Origin of the sequence: Halomonas sp. PBN3 (assembly GCF_000475415.1) — a bacterium.
Lineage (GTDB): Bacteria > Pseudomonadota > Gammaproteobacteria > Pseudomonadales > Halomonadaceae > Halomonas > Halomonas shengliensis.
On record NZ_AXCA01000052.1, the window covers coordinates 1 to 13,087 of the forward strand.

16 protein-coding genes are annotated in these 13,087 nt (G+C 67.5%); 12 read left to right on the top strand and 4 right to left on the bottom strand.

Translation table 11 applies throughout. The features are described 5' to 3' along the window. Nucleotides 1-267: 267 nt before the first annotated feature. The 4 genes from gorA (at nt 268) to Q673_RS22490 (ending at nt 4,278) form a co-directional block, all read left to right on the top strand. Nucleotides 268-1,647: a glutathione-disulfide reductase gene (gorA, locus tag Q673_RS22475; RefSeq protein ID WP_023004900.1), complete on the top strand. Its 1,380-nt coding sequence runs from the start codon at nt 268-270 to the stop codon at nt 1,645-1,647. A gap of 222 nt (nt 1,648-1,869) precedes the next feature. Then, nucleotides 1,870-2,448, top strand: a complete 579-nt coding sequence (ectA, locus tag Q673_RS22480; protein ID WP_023004901.1) for a diaminobutyrate acetyltransferase — start codon at nt 1,870-1,872, stop codon at nt 2,446-2,448. 83 nt (nt 2,449-2,531) lie between these two features. Further along, complete coding sequence (gene ectB, locus Q673_RS22485; protein ID WP_023004902.1) at nt 2,532-3,797, top strand: diaminobutyrate--2-oxoglutarate transaminase; 1,266 nt, start codon at nt 2,532-2,534, stop codon at nt 3,795-3,797. 91 nt (nt 3,798-3,888) lie between these two features. Further along, entirely contained in the window at nt 3,889-4,278 is a 390-nt protein-coding gene (locus Q673_RS22490; RefSeq protein ID WP_023004903.1) for an ectoine synthase, read from the top strand. A 127-nt stretch (nt 4,279-4,405) separates the two neighbouring features. Here Q673_RS22490 and Q673_RS22495 read toward each other — a convergent pair whose 3' ends face one another. Next, nucleotides 4,406-4,639, bottom strand: a complete 234-nt coding sequence (locus Q673_RS22495; RefSeq protein WP_023004904.1) for a DUF3833 family protein — start codon at nt 4,637-4,639, stop codon at nt 4,406-4,408. Between the two features lie 216 nt (nt 4,640-4,855). Here Q673_RS22495 and Q673_RS22500 point away from each other — a divergent pair, with 216 nt between their 5' ends. From Q673_RS22500 to Q673_RS22535, 8 genes are all read left to right on the top strand, one after another. Beyond that, entirely contained in the window at nt 4,856-5,698 is an 843-nt protein-coding gene (locus tag Q673_RS22500) for an ATP-dependent zinc protease family protein (protein ID WP_023004905.1), read from the top strand. Between the two features lie 34 nt (nt 5,699-5,732). Continuing rightward, the gene (locus Q673_RS22505; protein ID WP_023004906.1) at nt 5,733-7,238 is read left to right on the top strand and encodes a UUP1 family membrane protein; all 1,506 of its coding nucleotides are present in this window, start codon (nt 5,733-5,735) and stop codon (nt 7,236-7,238) included. A 3-nt stretch (nt 7,239-7,241) separates the two neighbouring features. Further along, nucleotides 7,242-8,216, top strand: coding sequence for an alpha-L-glutamate ligase-like protein (locus tag Q673_RS22510; protein ID WP_023004907.1), 975 nt, complete (start codon nt 7,242-7,244; stop codon nt 8,214-8,216). 65 nt (nt 8,217-8,281) lie between these two features. Next, entirely contained in the window at nt 8,282-8,761 is a 480-nt protein-coding gene (locus Q673_RS22515) for a transcriptional repressor (protein WP_023004908.1), read from the top strand. Between the two features lie 30 nt (nt 8,762-8,791). Further along, nucleotides 8,792-9,238, top strand: a complete 447-nt coding sequence (gene hisI, locus Q673_RS22520) for a phosphoribosyl-AMP cyclohydrolase (RefSeq protein ID WP_023004909.1) — start codon at nt 8,792-8,794, stop codon at nt 9,236-9,238. Between the two features lies 1 nt (nt 9,239). Next, complete coding sequence (gene yidD, locus Q673_RS22525; RefSeq protein ID WP_023004910.1) at nt 9,240-9,599, top strand: membrane protein insertion efficiency factor YidD; 360 nt, start codon at nt 9,240-9,242, stop codon at nt 9,597-9,599. 149 nt (nt 9,600-9,748) lie between these two features. After that, on the top strand, nt 9,749-10,330 hold the full coding sequence (locus tag Q673_RS22530) for a DJ-1/PfpI family protein (RefSeq protein WP_023004911.1): 582 nt from the start codon (nt 9,749-9,751) through the stop codon (nt 10,328-10,330). 67 nt (nt 10,331-10,397) lie between these two features. Beyond that, the gene (locus Q673_RS22535; protein ID WP_031217604.1) at nt 10,398-10,757 is read left to right on the top strand and encodes a ribbon-helix-helix domain-containing protein; all 360 of its coding nucleotides are present in this window, start codon (nt 10,398-10,400) and stop codon (nt 10,755-10,757) included. Nucleotides 10,758-10,776: 19 nt separating this feature from the next. Here Q673_RS22535 and Q673_RS22540 read toward each other — a convergent pair whose 3' ends face one another. The 3 genes from Q673_RS22540 to Q673_RS22555 form a co-directional block, all read right to left on the bottom strand. Beyond that, entirely contained in the window at nt 10,777-11,013 is a 237-nt protein-coding gene (locus Q673_RS22540) for a hypothetical protein (protein WP_023004913.1), read from the bottom strand. Between the two features lie 378 nt (nt 11,014-11,391). Beyond that, complete coding sequence (locus tag Q673_RS22550; RefSeq protein WP_023004915.1) at nt 11,392-11,817, bottom strand: SufE family protein; 426 nt, start codon at nt 11,815-11,817, stop codon at nt 11,392-11,394. A 27-nt stretch (nt 11,818-11,844) separates the two neighbouring features. Continuing rightward, nucleotides 11,845-13,065, bottom strand: coding sequence for a tyrosine-type recombinase/integrase (locus Q673_RS22555; RefSeq protein ID WP_052004169.1), 1,221 nt, complete (start codon nt 13,063-13,065; stop codon nt 11,845-11,847). Between the last annotated feature and the right edge of the window lie 22 nt (nt 13,066-13,087).

Below are 13,087 nucleotides of genomic sequence, written 5' to 3' on the forward strand. Positions count from 1 at the left end.
AGGGCTATCGCAGTTACCGAACCAAGGGGCGCTGGGGATAAGCCGAAGAGGAGGTCCGAGGACCAGGGACGGCCGAGGTAGCGTACAGGGAGGTATTTACAGCGCCTCCTCGTAGGCTTATCGCCAGATCAGCCCCGAGCTATCGAGCAGCCAGGCTATCTGCGATAGCCCTGCGGGTGCGACCCCGCGTCATGCCGTGTGCCGCCCTTGGCTGCTATCATCGCCGCATCCGACCCCGGGCCCCGGCCCACCACAAGGAGCGAGACCGTGTCCGACCTCGATACCACCACCTACGACTGGGACCTCTTCGTGATCGGCGCCGGCTCCGGCGGCGTCAGGGCGGCGCGCACCGCCGCCGCCACCGGCGCCCGCGTGGCCGTGGCGGAGGACCGCTACCTGGGCGGCACCTGCGTCAACGTGGGCTGCGTGCCCAAGAAGCTCTACTCCTACGCCGCCCACTTCCGCGACGCCTTCGAAGATGCCGAGGGCTTCGGCTGGCGGCTCGACGCGGCGCCGACCTTCGACTGGCCGACCCTGCGCGACAACAAGGTGGGCGAGATCAAGCGCCTCAACGGCATCTATGCGCGCCTGCTGGATGACGCCGGGGTACGCCTGATCAACGCCCGGGCCCGGGTGCTGGATGCCCATCGCGTCGCGGTGGGCGACGAGGTGCACAGCGCCGCGAAGATCCTGGTGGCGGTTGGCGGCTGGCCCTGGATCCCCGAGTTCCCGGGCAGCGAGCTCGCTCTGAGCTCCAACGAGGTGTTCGACCTCGACCGCTTCCCCGAGCGCTTCCTGGTGCTGGGCGGCGGCTATATCGCCGTGGAGTTCGCCAGCATCTTCAATGGCCTGGGCAGCGAGACCCACCTGATCTACCGCGGCGAGCTCTTCCTGCGCGGCTTCGACCGCGAGGTGCGCGAGTTCACCCGTGACCAGATGGCCGCGAAGGGCGTCGACCTGCGCTTCGACACCAACGTCGAGCGCATCGAACGTGTCGAGGGCGGCCTGGTGGTGACCCTCACCGACGGCGAGACCCTGGAGGTGGATGCGGTGCTCGCCGCCACCGGCCGCCGCCCGCACCTCGAGGGGTTGGGCCTGGAGGCGCTGGGGGTCGAGCTCGACGACGGCGGCTACATTAAGGTCAACGATCGCCTCGAGAGCTCGGTGCCCTCGGTGCTGGCCCTGGGCGACGTCATCGGTGGCCCAGAGCTTACCCCGGTGGCGCTGGCCGAGGCGATGCACCTGGTGCGCTGCCACTTCGAGGCGACGCCGCCGAGCGCCCCGCTGGACTATGCCAACATCCCCACCGCGGTGTTTTGCCATCCCAATATCGGCACCGTGGGGCTCTCCGAGGAGGAGGCCCGCGAGCGCTGCGGCGAGATCCGCGTGTACAGCGCCGACTTCCGTCCCATGAAGCACACCCTGTCGGGCAGCAGCGAGCGCTGCCTGATGAAGCTGATCGTGGATGACAAGAGCGATGTGGTGGTGGGGGCGCATATGGTGGGCGAGGAGGCCGGCGAGGTGATCCAGGGCATCGCCATCGCCGTGAAGGCGGGCCTGACCAAGGCCGACTTCGACGCCACCGTGGGCATCCATCCCACCGGCGCCGAGGAGTTCGTCACCATGCGCTCGCCGACGCGGCGCTGATCCGATCGAAAGGGGCCGCCGCAAGGCGGCCTCCTTCGTTGGGGCCGCCCGCGACCGAGCGGACTAGACTGAAGGAGGCCAGTGCCGCAGCGAGATTCCCTACCGCGAGCGCCCCTTGCATAATTTTCCGTTATGGTTTGCGGCTCGCAAAATAATGGCAAATTTGAGATTCGGCCGACGCTTGGTATAATCCTCCCGACATCGCCGAAGCGAACATCGCCCATGATGACAACAACCGAGCCCTTCACGCCCTCCGCCGACCTCGCGCGGCCCACCGTCGCCGACGAGGTGGTCGATGCCCAGGCCAGCGACCTCTTCATCCGCAAGCCCAATCCCGACGATGGCTGGGGCATCTACGAGCTGGTCAAGTCCTGCCCCCCACTCGACGTCAATTCCGCCTACGCCTACCTGCTGCTGGCCACCCAGTTCCGCGACAGCTGCGCGGTGGCCACGGACGAGGAGGGCGAGATCGTCGGCTTCGTCTCCGGCTACGTGAAGAGCAACGCGCCTGACACCTATTTCCTGTGGCAGGTCGCGGTGGGCGAGAAGGCCCGCGGCACCGGCCTGGCCCGCCGCCTGGTGGAGGCGGTGATGACCCGTCCGGAGCTCGCCGAGGTGCACCACCTCGAGACCACCATCACCCCCGACAACCAGGCCTCCTGGGGGCTGTTTCGCCGCCTCGCCGCTCGCTGGCAGGCGCCGCTCAACAGCCGCGAATACTTCTCCACCGACCAGCTCGGCGGCGAACACGACCCCGAGAACCTGGTACGGATCGGCCCCTTCCAGACCGATCGTCTCTGATCCCTTCCGATCTCGTGGGCGAGGCCGACGTCGACCTCGCGCCACCCTTCGTTCATTCATCCTCTCCTCAAGGAGGTCGCACGATGCAGACCCAGATCCTCGAACGCATGGAATCCGACGTCCGGACCTATTCCCGCTCCTTCCCGGTGGTCTTCACCCAGGCGAAGAACGCGCGCCTGACCGACGAGGACGGCCGCCAGTACATCGACTTCCTGGCCGGCGCCGGCACCCTCAACTATGGCCACAACAACCCCGAGATCAAGCAGGCCCTGCTGGAGTACCTGGCCGAGGACAACATCATCCACGGCCTGGACTTCTTCACCGCCGCCAAGCGCCGCTACCTCGAGGCCCTGGAGGAGATCATCCTCAAGCCGCGCGGCCTGGACTACAAGGTGCAGTTCCCCGGACCGACCGGCACTAACGCCGTCGAGGCGGCCATCCGCCTGGCGCGTAACGCCAAGGGCCGGCACAACATCGTGACCTTCACCAACGGCTTCCACGGCGTGACCATGGGGGCGCTGGCCACCACCGGCAACCGCAAGTTCCGCGAGGCAACCGGCGGCGTGCCCACCGTGGGCGGCAGCTTCCTGCCCTACGACGGCTACCTGGGTGACGGCACCAACACCCTGGACTACTTCGAGAAGCTGCTCTCCGACAAGTCCGGTGGCCTCGACGTGCCGGCCGGCGTGATCGTCGAGACCGTGCAGGGTGAGGGCGGCATCAACGCCTGTGGCACCGAGTGGCTCAAGCGCCTCGAGCAGATCTGCCGCGCCCACGACATCCTGCTGATCGTCGACGACATCCAGGCCGGCTGCGGCCGCACCGGCAAGTTCTTCAGCTTCGAGCACGCCGGGGTGGTGCCGGACATCGTCACCAACTCCAAGTCGCTCTCCGGCCTCGGCCTGCCGTTCTCCCAGGTGCTGATGCGTCCCGAGCTCGATGTCTGGAAGCCGGGCCAGTACAACGGCACTTTCCGTGGCTTCGCGCTGGCTTTCACCACCGCCGCCGCCGCCCTGGAGACCTTCTGGCGCGACGACAGCTTCGCCAAGGAAGTCCAGCGCAAGGGCGAGATCGTCGCCGAGCGTTTCCAGAAGATCGCCGCCTGGATCGGTGAGCAGGGCATCGAAGCCTCCGAGCGTGGCCGCGGCCTGATGCGCGGCATCGACGTAGGCACCGGCGAGATCGCCGACAAGATCACCCACAAGGCCTTCGAGAACGGCCTGGTGATCGAGACCAGCGGCCAGGACGGCGAGGTGGTGAAGTGCCTCTGCCCGCTGACCATCCCGGAGGAGGACCTGCGCGAAGGGCTGGATATCCTCGAGCGCAGCACCAAGGACGCGCTGAGCTGATAGGCTTGTCAGAGCCGCCCCGGCGGCTCGGTCAACACTCGGCCGGTCGCGACGCCGACCGGCCCGTCACGGATTACCTAGGAGAGACCACATGATCGTTCGTAATCTCGAGGAGTGCCGCAAGACCGACCGCCTGGTGAAGGCGGAGAACGGCAACTGGGACAGCACCCGCCTGTCGCTCGCCGATGACGGCGGCAACTGCTCCTTCCACATCACCCGGATCTTCGAGGGTACCGAGACCCATATCCACTACAAGCATCACTTCGAGGCGGTCTACTGCATCGAGGGCGAGGGCGAGGTGGAGACCCTGGCCGACGGCAAGATCTGGCCGATCAAGCCGGGCGACATCTATATCCTCGACCAGCACGACGAGCACCTGCTGCGCGCCCACAAGACCATGCACCTGGCCTGCGTCTTCACCCCGGGCCTGACCGGCACCGAAGTACACCGCGAGGATGGCTCCTACGCTCCGGCCGAGTAACCCCGAGCGAGTGACCCGTCAGGGGGTGACACCCTGAACGTGCGCGGGCCCCGGCAGCGATGCTGGGGCCCGTGGCGTTTCGGCCCTCACTCGACACGGTTGAAGACGATGGTGATCTCGGCCAGGGTCACGCCGAACTTCTTCCGGGCTGCAGGTACATCCAGTCATCCAGGGTGAAGGTCAGCTCGCGCCCCGAGACCTCCACCGGCAGCCGGTAAGTCATGTTGAAGACGTGGCCCGCCTGGCGCGCCGCCACCGGGCCCTCGACGTCGTTGGCGCGCCCGATCCAGCGATCCTCGCCGTCGCGCTCGAAGGTCCAGACCCGGAGGTCGGTCTCGCCGTCGGCATAGACGAAGTGCATGACCAGCGCCGGTTCGCCGGTGGAGGCCAGGACGTGCGAAGGCCAGGAGTCTTATCTCGGGCCAATGATTCGCATAATGTATATTATGTTAAATTCTGCATGGGGAATTCCTTTCGTTACCGCCCCGACACCCCCTGTCGCCATCCGGCGGCGTTGGACAAGGTCCCCGGCCACTCCTTATCATCAACGCACTGTCTCAAGGATGTGCCGACCCCCATGCCCCACCCCCTGCTGCGCGCCGGCCTGGCGGCATCCGTACTGCTTCTCGCCGGCTGTGCCCACCTCGACCGAACCCCGCCGGAACCCACGCTCTCCCCGGCTGTTTTCCAGCAGCGCATGGCGCAACTGGAAGCGACGCTGGGCGAACGCTGCGATGTCCGCGACCGCCGGCATGACGAGCTGACGCGTCGTCAGGAGACCCTTGTGGCGGACGTGCGAGAGGTAGGCTCCCTGCTGCGCGGGATGAACACGCGCCTGGATGCCCTCGACGCCGATGCACCCGACCCCGTGGTGGTGGCCCGTGACTGCGCCGCCGACGAACTGGGGCTGGCCAACAAGATGGTGATGGGCCGCAGCGAGTGGATCGGCCTGCCCGGTGTGGGCACCTACCTCAAGGCGCGCATCGACACCGGTGCCAACACCTCGTCGCTCTCGGCCCAAGAGATCACCCGCTTCGAGCGTGACGGCGAGGACTGGATCCGCTTCAAGCTGGGCCTCACCGAGGATGACGTGGTCGTGGAGGCGGTGCGCGACGAATGGATCGAGGCGCCCATCGAGCGCCGGGTACGGGTCATCCAGGCCACCGGCGAGGAGTCGCGTCCGGTGGTCACCCTGATGATGACCCTCGGCAGCTTCCAGGAGCCGGTGGAGTTCACCCTGAGCGACCGCACCCATCTCGACTACCCGGCCCTGCTCGGGCGGCGCTTCCTGATGGATATCGCCGTCGTCGATGTCGCCGAGCAGTACCTCCATGAGCGTCCCGAATTCCCCGGCGGTCGCCCGGCAGCGGAAGCCGAGCGCGACCAGGATGACGCCGAACTCGAAGCCGAGGCGCGTTGAGCCCGCCGCGGCCGCGCCCTGCCAAGGAAGACCCATGTCACGACTGCCCTTCTACCTGCTGGTCGGCCTGCTGTTCCTGGTCGGTGTCGCCATGAGCCTGTATCGTCACTATCAGCTCGAGGTGCCCTGGACCCCCGGCGAGCAGCGCCAGGTGTGGGAGGTGGAGGCCCAGGTCAACTTCACCGCCCTGGGGGGCCCGGTGCTGGTGGAGATGGCGCTGCCCTCCACCCAGGAGGGCTTTCGGCTGCTCACCGAGCACACCGCCTCCCCGGGTTACGGCCTCTCCTACTTCGAGGAACAGGGAGCGCGACGCGCCCAGTGGTCGATCCGCGAGGCCACCGGGCCCCAGCAGCTCTACTACACCGCCCAGGTGCTGGTGGCCCCCGACAGCCGCCCGCCGCGCATCGAGACGCCCCCGGTGCGCCGCGACATCGTCTGGGAGCGCCCCTATGACACCGCCGCCAGCCAGGTGATCGAACGTGCCTGGAGCCGCAGCGCCGACCCCTACACCTTCGCCCGGGAGCTGTTCCTGGACTTAAGCGACGAGCGCCAGGGCGAGAATGCCCGGCTGCTGCTCACCCAGTTCGAGCGCACCCCGCTGCTGGTGCGCCTGCTCAACCAGGCCGGGGTGCCGGCCCGCGAGGTCAGCGGCCTGCTGCTGGAGGATGGCCGTCGCCGCCAGTCACTGACCCGCTGGATCCAGGTCTTCGATGACCAGCGGTGGGCGCTCTTCAATCCGACCACCGGGGAGCAGGGCCGCCCGGACAACCTGCTGCTGTGGGAGGCCAGCGGCCAGGCGGTGTTGGAGGTCCAGGGGGGCACCAACTCCCGGGTGACCTTCTCGATGCTCTCCCGCAACCAGCCAGCGGCCGCGGCGGTGCGCAACCAGCTCGCCGAGGACACCCTGCTCAACTTCTCCATCCATAGCCTGCCGCTGGAGGAGCAGTCGCTGTTCCAGACCATCCTGCTCATCCCCATCGGCGCCCTGGTGGTGGTGGTACTGCGCATCCTGGTGGGGATCAAGACCTCCGGCACCTTCATGCCGGTGCTGATCGCCCTGGCCTTCATCCAGACCAGCCTGGCCACCGGCCTGATCGGCTTCCTGCTGGTGGTGGCGGTGGGCCTGGTGATCCGCGGCTACCTCTCCTACCTCAACCTGTTGCTGGTGGCGCGGGTGACGGCGGTGATCATCACAGTGATCGGCATCATCTCGCTGTTCTCGGTGCTGGCCTACCGCTTCGGGCTCAACGCCGGGCTGACCATCACCTTCTTCCCGATGATCATCCTCTCCTGGACCATCGAGCGCATGTCGATCCTGTGGGAGGAGGAAGGCCCCAAGGAGGTGCTGATCCAGGGCGGCGGCAGCCTGGTCACCGCGGTGCTCGCCTACCTGGCGATGAACAACCCCTGGGTGCGCCATATCACCTTCAACTTCCTGGGGGTGCAGCTGATCCTGATGGCGCTGATCCTGATGATCGGCAACTATACCGGCTACCGCCTGCTGGAGCTGCGCCGCTTCAAACCGGTGACCGAGGACTGAGCCATGCGCGAATGGACCACCCCCGGCAAGCTGCGCGCCCGCGGCATCATCGGCATGAACCGCCGCAACATCCGCTATATCGGCCGCTACAACAGCCGGCGCCTCTACCCGCTGGTCGATGACAAGCTCCAGACCAAGCTGCTGGCCGAACGCTTCGGGATCACCACCCCAGCGCTGATCGGCACCGTGACCACCCAGTTCGGCGTCATGCACATCGGCGACCTGCTCGCCGGCCACGACGGCTTTGTGATCAAGCCGGCCAAGGGCAGCGGCGGCAAGGGGATCCTGGTGATCGACCACGTTGAGGGCAGCGACTTCGTCAAGCCCAGCGGCATGCACATGAGCCTCGCCGACGTCGAGCGCCATGTCTCCAACATCCTCTCGGGGCTCTACTCGCTGGGCGGCGCCCCCGACGTGGCGCTGATCGAGGCGCTGATCAACTTCGATGAGAGCCTCTCGGAGTACACCTACGAGGGGGTCCCCGATATCCGCGTCATCGTCTTCCGCGGCTACCCGGTGATGGCGATGATGCGCCTCTCCACCGCCGCATCGGACGGCAAGGCCAACCTCCACCAGGGGGCCGTGGGCGTGGGCCTGGATATCGCCACCGGCACCGCGGTGCGTGGCGTGCAGTTCGACCGCACCCGCCACGACCACCCGGACACCGGTCATGAGCTGGCGAGCCTGGCGATCCCCGACTGGCCGACCCTGCTGCGTCTCGCCGCCGGCTGCTTTGAAATGACCGGGCTCGGCTACCTCGGCACCGACATGGTGCTCGACCGTGACCGCGGCCCCATGCTGCTGGAGCTCAACGCCCGTCCGGGCCTGGCCATCCAGATGGCCAACGGCGAGGGGCTCAGGCGCCGCCTCGACCTCGTCGAGAAGCAGGCCGAGGGGGCATCCCCCGAGGAGCGGGTGGCCTTCGCCCGCGAGCACTTCGCCCGGCGCAGCGAGCTCGAGAGCACCGCTCCCGCCTGAGCCGCGGTGGCCCGCCCTCCCCCGGCCGCGTAGAATGGGGCCCGAACCCGACAGCCGACGGCCCCATGACCGAATCCCGAGACCTGTTGCGCCAGGCGGAGCACCAGTGCCAGGCGCGCGGTGCACGCTTTACCCCGATCCGGCGCCGCGTACTGGAGCTGATCGCCGAGGCCCCCGGCGGCCTCAAGGCCTACGACCTGCTCGACCGCCTAGCCGCCGAGCACGCCGCCGCCCGGCCGCCCACGGTCTACCGGGCGCTGGAGTTCCTGATCGACCAGGGGCTGGTGCATCGCATCGAGTCCCTCAATGCCTACGTCGCCTGCCCCTGCCCCGAGCACTCCCACGGCTTCCAGCTGCTGATCTGCCGACGCTGCGGCCGGGTCGAGGAGCTGCACCTCGACGACGTCAACGCCCAGCTGGCCGACCGCGCCCGTGCGCTGGGCTTTCGCGTCGAGCGGCAGACCATCGAGCTGCTGGGCAGTTGCGACGACTGCCGCCACACCAGCAGCGAGGAGGCATCACCCGCGGCGGCGACCCAGGCCTAGGTCCACCCCCATTCTGATCATGAGACACCCATGAGCGAGCTATTCAAGGCGCTGGAGCGCGCCCCCCTGGACACCACCGAGTCGACCGCCCGGCTGCTGGATACGGTCGCCTGGAACGAGGCCGGACTGATTCCCGCCATCGCCCAGCAGCACGATAGTGGCGAAGTGCTGATGATGGCCTGGATGAACCGCGAGGCCCTGGAAGAGACCCTGCACAGTGGCCGGGTCTGCTACTGGTCTCGCTCCCGGGGCAAGCTGTGGCGCAAGGGCGAGAGCTCCGGCCAGCAACAGCTGCTCAAGAGTGCCGCCCTGGATTGCGACGGCGATACTGTGCTGCTGCAAGTCGACCAGACCGGCCCTGCCTGTCACACCGGGCGCCGCCACTGCTTCTATGTCGCCCTGGATGCCGACCAGGCACGCATCAGCAGCGAACCGCTGATCGACCCGGAGACCCTCTACGGCAAGGGCAAGGCCTAGCATGCGTTGCCTGGCCGGCTGGCTCGCCGCGCTCTGGCGCGGCCTGGTTGCCTCGCTGAGCCGGCTGCTGGCTGCCTTGATGATCGGCCTGGTGCGCCTCTATCAGTGGGGTATCAGCCCCCTGCTGGGGCCCCGCTGCCGCTACTGGCCGACCTGTTCCCACTACACGGTGGAAGCCCTCCAGGTGCATGGCCCCCTCAAGGGGGGCTGGCTCGCCCTGCGGCGTATCCTGCGCTGTCATCCTGGCGCCGACGGCGGCATCGACCCGGTACCCGGCGGACCCAGCGAGGCCCTGTGCCGGGAAGACCCCGAGCTCGACGAGCAGTTCCGCCCCCGCGATAACGGCTGTCACCACCGCTAAGCCCCGCCTCGCCCTCGGTTCTGGTGCATCCCTGGCGTTTCCTGGTGTAGTAGCCCGCTACCACCTCCTGCGATTCCCGCCGTGCCAGTATGATTCCCTCCGCCCATGGCGGAGACGCCAATCACAAGATCCCGAGGAGGAGTGACGCCATGCCTGTCAAACGACTGCTGCTGCTGTGCGGGGATTTCGTCGAAGACTACGAGATCATGGTGCCTTTCCAGGCCCTGCAGGCGGTGGGCTACCGCGTCGATGCGGTCTGCCCCGACAAGGCCGCCGGCGATACCGTGGCCACCGCCATCCATGACTTCGAGGGCGACCAGACCTATACCGAGAAGCCCGGCCATCGCTTTGCCCTCAATGCGGACTTCGCCGGCGTGGACGCAAAGGCCTATGATGGCCTGGTGATCCCCGGGGGGCGCGCCCCGGAGTACCTGCGTCTTGACGATGAGGTCATCGCCCTGGTGCGCCACTTCTTCGACGCCGACAAGCCGGTGGCGGCGATCTGTCACGGCGCCCAGTTGCTGGCCGCCGCCAGGGTACTGGAGGGGCGCCGCTGCGCGGCCTACCCCGCCTGTCGCCCCGAGGTGGAGCTCGCCGGTGGCCGCTATGCCGATATCGCCGTGGATGCCGCCATCACCGACGGTCAGTTGGTCACCGCCCCAGCCTGGCCGGCGCATCCCGCCTGGCTGGCGCAATTTATGGCCGTGCTGGGGGCGCGGTTAGAGGTCTAGACTCCCGATAAGCGCTGACCGGGAGTACCCTGGTGCTCCCGGTCACTTAGCATGGGAGGTGAAGATCATGTGCCGACTCTTTATCGGTGCCGAGCCGAGCCTGTGGGAGGCGCAGACTCGCTCGCTGCGCCTGGACGGGGTCTCCACCAGCGTGCGTCTGGAGCGTTTCTACTGGGAGGTGCTGGAGGAGGTCGCCCGCCGCGATGGCCATAGCCTGACCCAGTTGATCGGTCGACTCTCGCGGGAGTGCGACGAAGCCGGCCATGATCAGGGCGGCTTCGCCTCCTTCCTGCGCGTCTGCTGCGGTCGCTACCTGGCGCTGCGGCTGGCCGGCGAGATACCCGCCGAAGGCACCATCGCCAGCCTGGACGCCGAGGCGATCCTCGCCCGGGAACGGCGCCGCAGGAGCGAGGCCCCCGCTTCCTAGTCGCTTGTCTAGGTGGGAGCTATTCGATTCGACCAATACCGGTGAAGCCCTCGGCCACGATGGTTTCTAACCGCTCGACGAGCACCGGGTCATCCAGGACGGGGAAGTCCCGGCGAAGCTTGCCGCTCACGCCACCGTGCTGTCGAATGGCGCGAATAATACGATCCATGTGCTCATCGGGGCCTTCCACCCACTCCTTGATCGCCTCGCGAGTCAGATACCAGGCTTGCTGACAGGAAACCGGCTCGACGAGCATATTGCCCGGTAGGCTCGCTACGAACCCACTCAGAAAGGCTCTCGGGGGGGAGTTTTCGGAAGAGTCGGGCCAGGAACTCGAGATGTACGCCCTCATGCTTCAGGGCGAAGGTGAGATGGCCGGAAAGGGTCGCCGGGGGCCGCATGCTTTCCAGATAGGCCTCACTGCGATGCCCCTCCTGCTCCAGGGTGTGACGAGCACGACCAATACGACTCTCGACAGGGAACGGCTGGACAGCAGCCACGTCATACGCCGAGGCCAACCAACCATAGCCGATTTCGTCGCCCACTTGCCTTGCCAAAATGATTATCTCGCCTAAAAAACGATTATTTTTAAAGCCTGGCTTATAAAAATGATTATTTCGAGCGAAATTGGCACTTAGGCGGCGGCCCGCTCGGCGACCTCGTAGATGCGCTTGAGCATGGCGTGCAGGCCGTTGCTGCGGGTCGGTGACAGGTGCTTGTCGAGACCCAGGGCGACGAGGAACTCGGGCTGGGTGTCGCGGATCTCCGCCGGCGGGCGGTCGCTGTAGATACGCAGCAACACGGCGATCAGCCCCGAGACGATGGCGGCATCCGAGATGGCATCGAAGTGCAGGCGTCCTTCCTCCAGCCGGTGGCGCATCCACACATTGGACTGGCAGCCCTGGATCTTGTGCTCGTCGCATTTCCACTCGTCGGGGAAGTCCGGCAGCTGCTTGCCCAGGTCGATGATGTACTGGTAGCGATCCATCCAGTTATCGAACAGTTCGAACTCTTCCAGCAGCTCCTGCTGCGCCTGTTCGGCGGTGGTGTCGATGCTCATTGAAACTCCTCGCTGATAATGGCCCCATTATACAGGCTCCCTCCCCGGCTCGTCCGCCCTGCCGCTTTCCTCGTTCTCCCTGCCCTGGATCTCTGTTACCGGATCCAGGCCATGGCGCGCCTGCTGGCGATGCCACTCCTCCGCCTCGGCGTGCAGGTAGCGGGCGGTGGTATCGAGGCGGGCATGACGCGCCGTGGCCGCCAGGTAGCGCAGCTCCACCCCGGCCTGGGCCTGGTGGGTGAGTGCCGTATGGCGCAGCCAGTGGGGCGTGGCCTGCCGCAGGCGCAGCGCCCAGGGGCGAGCCGCGTCGCCCTGCTCCTGCTCGAGCATCGCAGCGGCCTCGCGGAAGGTCTCGCGGATCAGCCGGTAGAGGCGGTTGTCGCCGAGGCCGCGCCGGCCATCCAGGGCGCGCAGCAGCGGGCTATCGTCGTCGGGCTGTGGCTCGCCGGCAAGGCCCAGCTCGCCTCGCCACTCGATCAGCAGCGTCACCATGTCCGGCGGCACCGGGATACGCGCCGCCTTGCTCCCCTTCCCTACCACCTCCCACCACCAACGCCCCTCGCGCCGCCGGAAGTCGCCCATACGCGCCGCACTCATCTCGGCGATGCGCGGGGCGAGCAGGTAGGCGAAGCCGAACACGAAGCGCCGCCGGGCCCATTCGAAGCGAACTCGCGGTGAGGCGCCCTCCTCCACCGGCCGGCCGAGCCAGTCCCACAGCCACCCCCACAGCGGCGCCTCGAGATAGCGCTCGATGCCGCCCTGGCGGTTGTCCAGGCGCCGTCGCTTGTCGCGCATCAGCCGGAAGGGGTTGTGGGCCACCCAGCCCGCCTCGGCGAGCCAGGAGAACATTCCCTGCAGGATCACCAGGCTCTGGCGGCGGCTGGCCGGCGACAGCGGCCCGCGAAACGGCCGCCAGTCCTCAGCCTGGCGCGGCCGCGGCGGCCCCACCCAGCGGCCTCGCGGGCGCGGGTTGGCGAGGAAGGCCTCGAAGGCCTCCAGGTGGTCGCGGCGCACCTCGGCCAACCCCAGCGCCTGTTCATCCAGCCACAGCAGCAGCCGCTCGGCCTCGCGGCGATAGGCGGCCAGCGTCCTGGGGCTTCCCCGGTACTCGGCCAGCCAGCGCGCCACCGCCTCGGCGTCGCTGGTCGCGGCGATATGGGCACCCTGCCCCCCTGTGGGTGACAACCGCCCCGCCACCGGCTCTGGCGGCGCCACGATTCCCCGCTCTTCCTTTACTGAACGACCCATCGCTTGCTCCTTGCTCCTTGCT

Coding starts and splice junctions, on each gene's coding strand:
- ectA (WP_023004901.1), top strand. CDS start 1,870: ATGATGACAACAACCGAGCCCTTCACGCCCTCCGCCGACCTCGCGCGG.
- ectB (WP_023004902.1), top strand. CDS start 2,532: ATGCAGACCCAGATCCTCGAACGCATGGAATCCGACGTCCGGACCTAT.
- Q673_RS22490 (WP_023004903.1), top strand. CDS start 3,889: ATGATCGTTCGTAATCTCGAGGAGTGCCGCAAGACCGACCGCCTGGTG.
- Q673_RS22495 (WP_023004904.1), bottom strand. CDS start 4,639: ATGCACTTCGTCTATGCCGACGGCGAGACCGACCTCCGGGTCTGGACC.
- Q673_RS22500 (WP_023004905.1), top strand. CDS start 4,856: ATGCCCCACCCCCTGCTGCGCGCCGGCCTGGCGGCATCCGTACTGCTT.
- Q673_RS22505 (WP_023004906.1), top strand. CDS start 5,733: ATGTCACGACTGCCCTTCTACCTGCTGGTCGGCCTGCTGTTCCTGGTC.
- Q673_RS22510 (WP_023004907.1), top strand. CDS start 7,242: ATGCGCGAATGGACCACCCCCGGCAAGCTGCGCGCCCGCGGCATCATC.
- Q673_RS22515 (WP_023004908.1), top strand. CDS start 8,282: ATGACCGAATCCCGAGACCTGTTGCGCCAGGCGGAGCACCAGTGCCAG.
- hisI (WP_023004909.1), top strand. CDS start 8,792: ATGAGCGAGCTATTCAAGGCGCTGGAGCGCGCCCCCCTGGACACCACC.
- yidD (WP_023004910.1), top strand. CDS start 9,240: ATGCGTTGCCTGGCCGGCTGGCTCGCCGCGCTCTGGCGCGGCCTGGTT.
- Q673_RS22530 (WP_023004911.1), top strand. CDS start 9,749: ATGCCTGTCAAACGACTGCTGCTGCTGTGCGGGGATTTCGTCGAAGAC.
- Q673_RS22535 (WP_031217604.1), top strand. CDS start 10,398: ATGTGCCGACTCTTTATCGGTGCCGAGCCGAGCCTGTGGGAGGCGCAG.
- Q673_RS22540 (WP_023004913.1), bottom strand. CDS start 11,013: ATGCTCGTCGAGCCGGTTTCCTGTCAGCAAGCCTGGTATCTGACTCGC.
- Q673_RS22550 (WP_023004915.1), bottom strand. CDS start 11,817: ATGAGCATCGACACCACCGCCGAACAGGCGCAGCAGGAGCTGCTGGAA.
- Q673_RS22555 (WP_052004169.1), bottom strand. CDS start 13,065: ATGGGTCGTTCAGTAAAGGAAGAGCGGGGAATCGTGGCGCCGCCAGAG.